At 67.3% G+C, this 7,981-nt stretch carries 11 protein-coding genes; 6 read left to right on the top strand and 5 right to left on the bottom strand.

Going from position 1 to position 7,981, the window contains the following annotated elements:
- The 3 genes from B3E91_RS20100 to B3E91_RS20090 form a co-directional block, all read right to left on the bottom strand.
- A partial coding sequence (locus tag B3E91_RS20100) for a DUF4172 domain-containing protein (protein WP_287031147.1) occupies positions 1-581 on the bottom strand: 581 nt, incomplete at its 3' end.
- Positions 582-687: 106 nt separating this feature from the next.
- The gene (locus tag B3E91_RS20095; protein WP_287031146.1) at positions 688-1,458 is read right to left on the bottom strand and encodes a hypothetical protein; all 771 of its coding nucleotides are present in this window, start codon (positions 1,456-1,458) and stop codon (positions 688-690) included.
- A 43-nt stretch (positions 1,459-1,501) separates the two neighbouring features.
- On the bottom strand, positions 1,502-2,473 hold the full coding sequence (locus B3E91_RS20090) for an alpha/beta hydrolase (protein ID WP_287031145.1): 972 nt from the start codon (positions 2,471-2,473) through the stop codon (positions 1,502-1,504).
- A gap of 129 nt (positions 2,474-2,602) precedes the next feature.
- On the opposite strand from B3E91_RS20090, the gene aroC reads away from it, so the two are divergent.
- The 5 genes from aroC to B3E91_RS20065 all read left to right on the top strand — a co-directional run bounded on the left by aroC (position 2,603) and on the right by B3E91_RS20065 (position 5,992).
- Positions 2,603-3,694 (top strand): chorismate synthase, encoded by a 1,092-nt coding sequence (aroC, locus tag B3E91_RS20085; RefSeq protein ID WP_287031144.1) that lies wholly within the window; start codon positions 2,603-2,605, stop codon positions 3,692-3,694.
- Positions 3,691-4,845, top strand: a complete 1,155-nt coding sequence (locus tag B3E91_RS20080) for an MFS transporter (protein WP_287031143.1) — start codon at positions 3,691-3,693, stop codon at positions 4,843-4,845. Before aroC ends, B3E91_RS20080 begins: the two co-directional genes overlap by 4 nt.
- Positions 4,846-4,942: 97 nt before the next feature.
- Positions 4,943-5,488 (top strand): 1,2-dihydroxy-3-keto-5-methylthiopentene dioxygenase, encoded by a 546-nt coding sequence (locus B3E91_RS20075; protein WP_287031142.1) that lies wholly within the window; start codon positions 4,943-4,945, stop codon positions 5,486-5,488.
- A 107-nt stretch (positions 5,489-5,595) separates the two neighbouring features.
- Positions 5,596-5,790: a PLDc N-terminal domain-containing protein gene (locus B3E91_RS20070; RefSeq protein WP_282338317.1), complete on the top strand. Its 195-nt coding sequence runs from the start codon at positions 5,596-5,598 to the stop codon at positions 5,788-5,790.
- 10 nt (positions 5,791-5,800) lie between these two features.
- On the top strand, positions 5,801-5,992 hold the full coding sequence (locus tag B3E91_RS20065) for a PLDc N-terminal domain-containing protein (RefSeq protein ID WP_287031141.1): 192 nt from the start codon (positions 5,801-5,803) through the stop codon (positions 5,990-5,992).
- 2 nt (positions 5,993-5,994) lie between these two features.
- Here B3E91_RS20065 and B3E91_RS20060 read toward each other — a convergent pair whose 3' ends face one another.
- Positions 5,995-6,495 carry a methylated-DNA--[protein]-cysteine S-methyltransferase gene (locus tag B3E91_RS20060; protein WP_287031140.1) on the bottom strand — a complete coding sequence of 167 codons (501 nt, stop codon included), beginning with the start codon at positions 6,493-6,495 and terminating at the stop codon, positions 5,995-5,997.
- Between the two features lie 2 nt (positions 6,496-6,497).
- Complete coding sequence (locus B3E91_RS20055) at positions 6,498-7,391, bottom strand: DNA-3-methyladenine glycosylase family protein (RefSeq protein ID WP_287031139.1); 894 nt, start codon at positions 7,389-7,391, stop codon at positions 6,498-6,500.
- Positions 7,392-7,712: 321 nt separating this feature from the next.
- Here B3E91_RS20055 and B3E91_RS20050 point away from each other — a divergent pair.
- The coding region (locus B3E91_RS20050; protein WP_287031138.1) for a ribonuclease E inhibitor RraB at positions 7,713-7,981 on the top strand (269 nt) is incomplete at its 3' end.

Here is a 7,981-nt window from a genome sequence, read left to right as displayed (position 1 = left end):
GGATCGAGGCCCGCATCCTGCCGGCTACTGGCGAACCAGGCGAGGAATTCGCCCAGCTGCCGTTCCAGGCCGTCGCGCGGCGGCGCTTCGAAGTGCACGGTGGGGCGGTCGATACGCCCCGATACCACCTGCATCGGCTCGTCCCCGCGCAGCACCCCGACACGGATACGCGGAGAGGCGCTCTGCTCGTTGAACAGCAGCCGGTGCCAGCGCAGCAGGCGGGCCTCGTCGAGGGGCTGGTCGGCGTGCTGGGTGGCGTCCAGCATCAGTTCGGCGAGGCCCTCGCTCCGCGGGCTGACGCGGCCGTCCTGGTCCGTCTCCAGGCCCAGTCGGCGGGCCAGCGACGAGCGAACCGAGCCCACGTTGAGCTGTTCGCCCTCGATCGCCGAAGAGGTGACGATGTTCTGCAGCAGCACATCCAGTTCGTTCTCGGCGCCGAGCGAACTGGCCGTCGCGCCCACCATGCCGAGCAGCCGGCCCTGCGTCTGGGCGCATTCGCGCAGCAGCGACGCCAATCGCTCCGCCTGCCAGCGAAAATGCGGCCAATCGGGCTGTTGCCAGATCCAGTGTGGAGCGTTCATGGCTGTTTCGCCTGGTTTCGCTGAGCCGATTGAACGGATTAATCGGCTCATGCGGTGAGCCGATTGTCGTCGCTATTCGGCTCATCGTCCAGTGCAGCGGGGCGGGTTAGTGGGTGGCGATCCAGATCAGCAGGCCGGCCTGGAAGACCACGAACACGGCCAGGCAGGAAACGGTGAACCGCAGGGTACCGTCCTCGCGCTTCATCGCATTGATGTTCTCTTCCTGCTTGCGCAGCTTCACATCCTGCTCGCGAAGGTTCTGGTCGGCCTGCTGCAGCATCGCCGCGGCGTCGAGCAGCTCGATGATCTGGACCTTTTCCTGATTCCAGTCACCGAGCAGATCGCCAACCTGGGCGGCGGCGTAGCCTGCCTTGAGCTGCAGCGCGTCCGGATACTGCACGTCGACACCCTGGCTGCGCAGGAAATGGTCGCGGCGCTGGCGCAGCTCGTCGTTGAGCACGTCCTTGAGTGGCAGCGTGCCGGCGGCGATCTGATAGTGGCCCCAGCGCTGCTTTGCCCAACCGATCGCCTGGGCGAGCAGGAAACGACCGAGGCCGCGATTCTGCGGTTCGACCTGCAGGTCGTCGTGCCCCAGGTAAACCACCTTGCGCTGATGGTCGGCCCAGACTTCCAGCACGTTCTGATCGCTGTGCACGATCTGGTTCGGCAACTGCAGCGTCAGCCGCAGCAGGCTCTGCTCGCGGCTATGGCGTTCCAGTCGGCCGAGCTGGACGAAGCGCAGCGGGCGCGGGCCGCTGAGGCGGTCGGTCGGCAAGGGCGCCAGGCGCAGCAGACGGAACTGGTCAGCCGCAAGGCCCGCCCAGGGCAGCGCCCTGGTGGTTTCGTTCTCTGGCGGCTGGGAGGGGGTGTCGTTCATCGCGGCGTCCGTGGCTGCTGTCAGCGATTCTGGCCTGCGAGGGTTATCGGCCGCTCTGCGCGTTGCTTAAGGCAAGCGTGCGCTTGATGAACTCGACGATTCCATTGCCCAGGGCATTCGCCAGCGGCAGTTGCGGGTCGTTGTACGAGCCCAGTTGCTGCTCGCGAGCCGCCGGGACGATGCGCAGCACATGGTTCATTCCCGGCACCAGCAGCAGTTCGGCGTCCGGTTTGGCCGCGTGCAGCCGTTCGGCGTCCTCCACGGCGACCTGAATATCGTGCGTACCCTGCACGATCAGCGCCGGCACTTTCACGCTGGCGAAAGCGTTCGCCGGGTCCTGGCGGAACATCGAGATCAGGTACGGCTGCACGCTGGGGCGGAACAGTACCAGCAGGGGCTGGGGCACATCGTCGTGCTCGCGACCCTCCTTGAGTTCGGCGATCAGCCATTGGCTGTAGGCGAGCAGCGGCGGCGGCAGCTTGCCTTGCAGCTGTTCGAGCAGCAGCGCATCCAGCGGTCGGCCACTGCCCGAGATCGACACCAGCGCATCGGCGCCGGCGTTCTGCGCGGCGAGGCTGGCGATCAACGCGCCTTCGCTGTGGCCGATCAGGATCAGCGGGCCGAAACGCGGGTCGGCCTTCAACTGCCGGCTCCAGGCGACGGCGTCCTCGGCGTAGCGCTCGACGCTCAGGCTCCGCTCGTCCGGCCCTGCGGGCTGGCTGGCGGCGATCCCGCGCTTGTCGTAGCGCAGGCTGGCAATGCCGTTCCTGGCCAGCACCTGCGCCAGGCGTTTGAGGCTGTCGTTGCGCATCTGCGGATTGTTGCCGTTGCGGTCGGTCGGCCCGGAACCGGCGATCAGCAGCGCAACGGGCAGGCACTGGTCGCTCTTGGGCAGCATCAGGCTGCCGTGCAGCGTGCCGCTCGGGGTGTCCAGTTCGACGCTGCGGTTGAGGATGGTCTGGGCGAAGGCGAGAGGCGTGAGCATGGCCAGCAACAGGCAGAGGAATGAGCGCATCGGGGTCCGTTCCGCGAGAGTGGTCAGGGCGTGGCGGGCAGTATGCGCGAGCCGGGTGGGCGGCGAAACCGCCGCAGGCTCGGTTATACTGCCGGCCCTTTTTCGTTTCAGGCCATCGCGGAGCCCTGCATGTCCGGCAATACCTTCGGCAAGCTGTTCACCGTCACCACTGCCGGCGAAAGCCACGGCCCGGCGCTGGTCGCCATCGTCGACGGCTGCCCGCCGGGGCTGGAACTGAGCCTGGAAGACCTGCAGCGCGACCTCGACCGGCGCAAGCCCGGCACCAGCCGGCATACCACCCAGCGCCAGGAAGCCGACGAGGTGGAAATCCTCTCCGGCGTGTTCGAGGGCAAGACCACCGGGCACTCCATCGGCCTGCTGATCCGCAATACCGACCAGAAGTCCAAGGACTACTCGGCGATCAAGGACCTGTTCCGCCCGGCCCACGCCGACTACACCTACCACCACAAATACGGCATCCGCGACTACCGGGGCGGCGGCCGCAGCTCGGCGCGCGAGACGGCGATGCGCGTCGCCGCGGGCGCCATCGCCAAGAAGTACCTGGCGACGATGGGCATCTCGGTGCGCGGCTACATGAGCCAGCTTGGCCCCATCGAGATTCCCTTCAAGGGCTGGGAAAGCGTCGAGCAGAACGCCTTCTTCAGTCCCGATCCGGACAAGGTGCCGGAGCTGGAGGCCTACATGGACCAGCTGCGCCGCGACCAGGATTCCGTCGGCGCGAAGATCACCGTGGTCGCCGAAGGCGTGCCGCCGGGGCTCGGCGAGCCGATTTTCGATCGCCTCGACGCGGAGCTGGCGCATGCGCTGATGAGCATCAACGCGGTGAAGGGCGTGGAAATCGGCGCCGGTTTCGCCTGCGTCGCCCAGCGCGGCACCGAGCACCGCGACGAGCTGACGCCGGAGGGCTTCCTCTCCAACAACGCCGGCGGTGTGCTCGGCGGCGTGTCTTCGGGGCAACCCATAGTCGCGCACCTGGCGCTCAAGCCAACCTCCAGCATCACCACGCCGGGTCGTTCGATCGATGTCGACGGCAATCCGGTCGAGGTCATCACCAAGGGCCGCCACGACCCCTGCGTCGGCATACGCGCCACGCCGATCGCCGAGGCGATGATGGCCATCGTGCTGCTCGATCACCTGCTCCGTCATCGTGGGCAGAACGCCGACGTCCGGGTAGCCACGCCGGTACTCGGCCAGCTGTGACCGCCGCCGTATTGCCTTACTGGCGGCTGTCGGGCTTCTACTTCTTCTATTTCTGCCTGCTCGGCGGTACGGCGCCGTTCCTCGGCCTGTACTTCGCCCATCTCGGCTTTTCACCGGCGAGGATCGGCGAGCTGGTGGCGATTCCCATGCTGATGCGCTGCATCGCCCCGAACCTGTGGGGCTGGCTGGGCGACGTGACCGGTCGGCGCCTGGCCATCGTGCGGTTCGGCGCAGTGTGCACGCTGGCTGGCTTCGCGCTGATCCTGTTCGACAAGCGCTACGCCTGGCTGGCGCTGGTGATGGCGCTGCATGCGTTCTTCTGGCACGCGGTGCTGCCGCAGTTCGAGGTGATCACCCTGGCGCACCTGCGCGAGCAGGCGGCGCGCTACAGCCAGATCCGCCTGTGGGGCAGCATCGGCTTCATCTGCACGGTGGTCGGGTTGGGCGAGCTGTTCGACCGCTTCAGTCTGGACGCTTATCCCTGGGCGCTGATCGTGATCATGCTCGGCATTCTCGCCAGCAGCCTCTGGGTGCCTGACGCGCGTCCGGAGTTTCGCGGGCCAGGCCTGGGCGAGGGTGGCTTCATCGCCCAGCTGCGCCGTCCCGGCGTGGCGGCGTTCTACCTCTGCGTGGGGCTGATGCAACTGTCCCACGGCCCGTACTACACCTTCCTCAGCATCCACCTGGAAACGCTCGGCTACAGCCGCGCCACCATCGGCCAGCTGTGGGCGCTGGGCGTGGTGGCGGAGGTCATCCTGTTCATCGGCATGGCGCGGATACTCGGGCGTTTCTCGTTGCGCCAGGTGCTGCTCGCCTGCTTCCTGCTGGCTGCGCTGCGCTGGCTGCTCCTGGGCGGGCTGGCCGGACACCTGTGGGTGCTGTTGCTGGCGCAGCTGATGCACGCGGCCACCTTCGGCGCCTTTCATGCCGCGGCGATCCACTTCGTCCAGCGCAGCTTCGGGCCGCGCCAGCAGGGCCAGGGCCAGGCGCTGTATGCCGCCCTTGCCGGCATCGGTGGCGCGCTTGGCGCGGTGTATTCCGGCTACACCTGGAACGCCCTGGGCGCGTTCTGGACCTTCGCCATCGCCAGCCTGGCGGCGCTGGGCGCGGCGGCGATCATCGCGCTGCCGACCAGATCGACGCCGGGCTGAGGCCGGCCCTCCGTCTACCTGATCCGCCGTTCCGGCCTTTACACTGGCCGCCCCGCGCGCTGCCGCGCCGAGTCGCTCCCCGATGCTGGAGAACCGCATGAGCCGCCTGTCCGTCTACCACCTGTCCAACCCCCAGTCGCCGAACAAGGTGCTCAGCCACTTCGAGGACATCGCCTCGACCCTCGATGCGGTCGGCGTACGCTTCGAGCGCTGGGAGGCCGCGCAACCGGTTCGCCCCGGCGCCGAATCGGACGCGGTGATCGCCGCCTACCGGGCGCAGATCGACCGCTTGATGAGCGAGCGCGGTTACGTCGCCGTGGACGTGGTCAGCGTCAACCGTGACCACCCGCAGAAGGCCGAGCTACGTGCCCGGTTTCTCGAGGAGCACCGGCATGCCGAGGACGAGGTGCGCTTCTTCGTTGCCGGTCGCGGCCTGTTCAACCTGCATATCGACGACTTCGTCTATGCCGTGCTCTGCGAGAAGAACGACCTGATCTCGGTGCCGGCCGGCTCCCGGCACTGGTTCGACATGGGCGAGGAGCCGGATTTCATCGCCATTCGGCTGTTCAACGACCCGCAGGGCTGGAGGGCGTCCTTCACCGGCGACCCGATCGCCAGCCAGTTCCCGCCGCTGGAGTACTGACGGTAGGCGGCCACTGCCGGTGGGTGAGGGCGCCTGCTTCGCGGATTGCGCTGAACCTCTGACCGCCTGTCGCGATCCTAATGAGACCGATCATTAGGAGAAATCTCATGGATGCGTTTGGTGGTGTGCTTGGCCTGATCATCTTTGCCCTGGATATCTGGGCGATCATCAACGTGCTGCGCAGCGGTACGGATACCGGCAAGAAAATCCTCTGGATTCTGCTGATCGTGATCCTGCCGGTGCTGGGGCTGATCATCTGGGCCGTCGCCGGCCCGCGCGGCAGCGGTTCCGCGCGACTCTGAGGACCCCGACATGGGAATGACCTACGGCGCCATCGGTGCGGTGCTCCTGGCGCTGCACCTCTGGGCCATCTACCAGGTGCTGGGCAGCGACTCGGCGCGACGGGTCAAGGTGATATGGGTCGCGCTGATTGCCCTGTTTCCCGTCCTGGGGTTGTTCAACTGGTTCGTGATGGGGCCGCGGGCGCATCGCCTCGCGCGCTGACCTCAGAACGCCAGTCTGGCCTGCGCCGGCAGGCTGGCGCCTTCCAGCTCCAGTTCCAGCAACAGCGCCTTGCGCGCCAGTCCGCCGGCGTAGCCGGTGAGGCTTCCGTCGCTGCCGATCACCCGGTGACAGGGAACGATCACGGCGAGCGGGTTGGCTCCATTGGCGGTGCCGACCGCGCGAACGGCGCTGGGCCGACCGATGCGTTCGGCCTGTTGGCGATAACTGCGGGTTTCGCCGAAGGGGATTTCCAGCAGCGCCTGCCACACCGCCCGCTGAAACGCGGTTCCCTGTGGCGCCAGCGGCAGGTCGAAACGGCGCCGCCGGCCGCCGAAATACTCGTCCAGTTGCCGACACGCCTCATCCAGCTGGCGTTCCGCCTGCGTCCAGCTCGTCTGCGGCGGCAGATGCGTCTGCTCATCCATGTGCACCAGGTTCAGGCCGGCGTCGCTGCCGACCAGCAGCAGGCGACCGAGTGGGCTGTCGAGGTAGCGGTAGTGCATGGTCAGGCTCCCGAATAGTTGTGCCAGAGGTGCAGCGCTGCATAGGCGCGCCAGGGGCGCCAGGCCTCGGCGCGGGCCTGGAGCTGGCGGGCGCTGATGCCGGACTCGCCCCACAGCGGCGCCTTCAACAGGCCGAGATCGGCCGCGGGGAAGGCGTCCGCCGCGCCGAAGCCGCGCAAGGCGATGTACTCGGCGGTCCAGGGGCCGATGCCGGGCAATTCGCGCAGGCGCCTCACCAGGTCCTCCGGGCCGTCTTCCACATGCAGTCGCAGCGCACCCTCGGCAACCGCGGCGGCGAAGCGTTGCAGCGTCTGCACCCGTTTGCCGGGCATGCCGATGAGCGCGAGGTCGGCGCCGGCGATCGCGGCGGGCGTGGGAAAGAGTCGCTGTGGCTGGTCAGCCGGCGCGTCGGGCAGCGTTTCGCCGAGACGTTCCACCAGGCGCCGGGTGATGGTCACTGCCGCCTTGACGGTGACCTGCTGGCCGACGATGGCTCGCACCGCCTGCTCGAACGGATCGAACGCGGCGGGCAGGCGCAGCGGCGGGTGACGCGCCAGCAGCGGGCCGAGCAGCGCATCGTTGCCCAGGTGCGCGGCGATCCTATCGAGGTCGGCGTCCAGGTCGAACATCCGGCGCACCTTGAGCAGCAGTGCCTGGGTCAGCTCGCGGGCTTCGGCGCCGACGGTCAGCGCCAGGGCGTGCTCGTCGGGCAGCGGGCTGACGGCGAACCAGCTGCGCACCTCGCCTATGCGAAAGCTGCGAGCGTAGCGTTGCTCGTCCAATAGCTCGACGCCCGGCAGCAGGCGCTGGGCGAAGAAACGCTGGAAATGCCGCCAGTCCCATGGGGGCAGATAGGGCAGGCGTAGCGTTTGGTGGTTGTTGGAGAGGTCATTCATGGGCCGACTGTAGCAGCGTGGCGCGGCGCGTCTGCAGCGAAACGCGCTTTCATACTGGCGCGCGTCCGACAAAAGGCGAGGACGCCGGCGTCGCCGCAAGGTCCATTGAAATGAAGGGAGCGACAGGGTTCGCAGGATGACGCTAACCTGCAGGAACGGGCCTCGGCATTCGCCCCACGGGATGCCACCCGGGAACGTCCGCCAATTGGTCGCTCCGCGCTTCATCCCCGCTTGATCCCGTACGGCATCGCCGCGTGCCGAGAGGCGTTCGCCTTACGACGAGAGGGTCAATCGAGCCATCGCCTGAGAGGAGTTCATTGCATGAGCACAACCTTCCAAGATGATGTCAGCACCTCCGTACTGCGCCGCATGAAAGAAGGCGGTTTCGACTTTGCCCGCGTCCATCCGATCGAGTTCTACGCCTTGTTTCCCGACGAGGACGGCGCCCGTTCGGCCGCCACGAATTTTCGTGGCGAATCCCTGAATACGCAGATTTCCCCGCTGGATGACGGTATCTGGCACTTGCAGGTCAGCAAGGTGATGTACGCCACCCACGAGGGCATCGACGACTTCGAGCAGGGGCTCGAATC

Source organism: Pseudomonas sp. UBA6310 (genome assembly GCF_002438225.1).
Classification (GTDB): Bacteria; Pseudomonadota; Gammaproteobacteria; order Pseudomonadales; family Pseudomonadaceae; genus Pseudomonas_O; species Pseudomonas_O kuykendallii.
The sequence above is the reverse complement of the archived record's forward strand: the minus strand, read 5'-3'. Positions and strand labels throughout refer to the sequence as shown.

What these genes read in the sequence shown, in the direction of transcription:
- B3E91_RS20055 (WP_287031139.1), bottom strand. Translation starts at nt 7,391, where the DNA reads ATGAATGACCTCTCCAACAACCACCAAACGCTACGCCTGCCCTATCTG.
- B3E91_RS20065 (WP_287031141.1), top strand. Translation starts at nt 5,801, where the DNA reads ATGGGAATGACCTACGGCGCCATCGGTGCGGTGCTCCTGGCGCTGCAC.
- B3E91_RS20075 (WP_287031142.1), top strand. Translation starts at nt 4,943, where the DNA reads ATGAGCCGCCTGTCCGTCTACCACCTGTCCAACCCCCAGTCGCCGAAC.
- B3E91_RS20090 (WP_287031145.1), bottom strand. Translation starts at nt 2,473, where the DNA reads ATGCGCTCATTCCTCTGCCTGTTGCTGGCCATGCTCACGCCTCTCGCC.
- B3E91_RS20060 (WP_287031140.1), bottom strand. Translation starts at nt 6,495, where the DNA reads ATGCACTACCGCTACCTCGACAGCCCACTCGGTCGCCTGCTGCTGGTC.
- B3E91_RS20070 (WP_282338317.1), top strand. Translation starts at nt 5,596, where the DNA reads ATGGATGCGTTTGGTGGTGTGCTTGGCCTGATCATCTTTGCCCTGGAT.
- B3E91_RS20095 (WP_287031146.1), bottom strand. Translation starts at nt 1,458, where the DNA reads ATGAACGACACCCCCTCCCAGCCGCCAGAGAACGAAACCACCAGGGCG.
- aroC (WP_287031144.1), top strand. Translation starts at nt 2,603, where the DNA reads ATGTCCGGCAATACCTTCGGCAAGCTGTTCACCGTCACCACTGCCGGC.